Genomic DNA, 1,399 nt, shown 5'->3' with positions numbered 1-1,399 from the left:
CCATCGGTGCTGGTGCCCATCATGCCGAATTCGTTGGCGTGGTACTTTTTCGAAGTGACCAGGTCGGGGTCGGACAGGACCGGAGTTTTCAGGCCCATGTCGGTGGTTTTCCGAGCGATCTGCTGGGCCGGGTCGGTTGTGATGGACACGACGGCGTCGATTCCCGCGGCCTGGAGCTTCGCGGCGTCCGTTTCCAGGCTGGTGATCTGCGTCCAGCATGGTTCGCAGGCCAGGCCCTCCTGAAAGAAGAGCAGCACGTTTTTGCCGGAGTAGTCGGCCAGGGACACCTGTCCGCCGGAGTTGTCGGCGAGGGTGAATCCGGGTGCGACCTGACCGATGCCGGGGGTTCCGACGTCGTACGACGACTGCGTCGTCGTACCGGCGGCTGCCGTCTTCGGGGTGTTCGCGCTGGCGAAGACGCCGTATAGCCCGGCGAGGACGATACCGGCAATCAGCAGCCCGGTGATCCAGCCGAACCAGCCGGGGCGGCGCGATCGGGCTGCGGGAGCCTTTTGCGTGTTTTTGGGGGCGGAACTCATTTGGTGGTGTCCTGTCCTGTGCGTGCGGGGGTTTCGAGGGCTGCATCGCTGCAGCAGCTGGATTCAGAGTCGGCGGACCGAGCCGGCCCGTCGGGTGTTGCCAAGGTTGGTTCCGGGGGCTTTGGCTCGGTGTGGCGGGTGGCGCGCCACACGAAATAGCCGCCGGAGGCAACCAGCGCGATCGCCACGGCCCAGCCGGGAAGCCAGCCGAGGGCCTTGGTCGCGACGGAGACACTGTGTTGGAGGTCGGCGCCGAACTGGGCGAGCCAGCCGCCTGAGGTCATGCCGGGTCCGACCGCGGCCTGGATATAGGTGAGGATGGCCATCACGGTGAGTAGCACGGCGGAGGCGAAGCTGCCGACGGCGAGGCGGCGGCGGTACCGGCCCAGGTGCAGGGTGATCTGGCGTCCCTGAAGCCACTTGCTTGAGCCCCAGTCCCTGCGGTCCCAGACCAGCGCCAGGACGGCGAGGGGGGCGACCATTCCGGCCACATAGGTGAGGCCAACGGCCAGTGCCGCGGGGAACGAAGCCGTTGCGCCGGAGAGGACCGCTACGCCGATCAGTACCGGAGCGCAGCACGAGCTGGCCGCGCCGGAGAACACTCCGAGTCCGTAGACCGAGGCGAGGCCGTGACCGGCGGGAACGCGGCGGGCGAGCATCGGAAGCTGCAGCTTCCAGCCGAACAGCATTGCGATTCCTCCGATCAGCATTGCCGTGGCGGCGATCGTGAAGACGATCGCGTGCTGGCCGGAGATCAGGCCGATCAAGGCCGTTGCTCCCAAACCGATCGGCACGATGATGGTCGCGACCCCGGCAGCGAAGACCAGGGTCGCTCCCACGATGCCGGAACGCCGACGCAT

Annotated in this window: 2 protein-coding genes; both read right to left on the bottom strand. The window is 67.2% G+C overall.

The features are described 5' to 3' along the window. On the bottom strand, nt 1-539 hold a 539-nt coding region (locus QN357_RS18935), incomplete at its 3' end, for a peroxiredoxin family protein (RefSeq protein ID WP_323505391.1). Then, a partial coding sequence (locus QN357_RS18930; protein WP_323505390.1) for a cytochrome c biogenesis CcdA family protein occupies nt 536-1,399 on the bottom strand: 864 nt, incomplete at its 5' end. The genes QN357_RS18935 and QN357_RS18930, both read right to left, overlap by 4 nt.

This window comes from Cryobacterium sp. RTC2.1 (assembly GCF_035018685.1).
GTDB lineage: Bacteria > Actinomycetota > Actinomycetes > Actinomycetales > Microbacteriaceae > Cryobacterium > Cryobacterium glucosi.
This window is presented reverse-complemented; position numbering and strand designations above follow the sequence as displayed.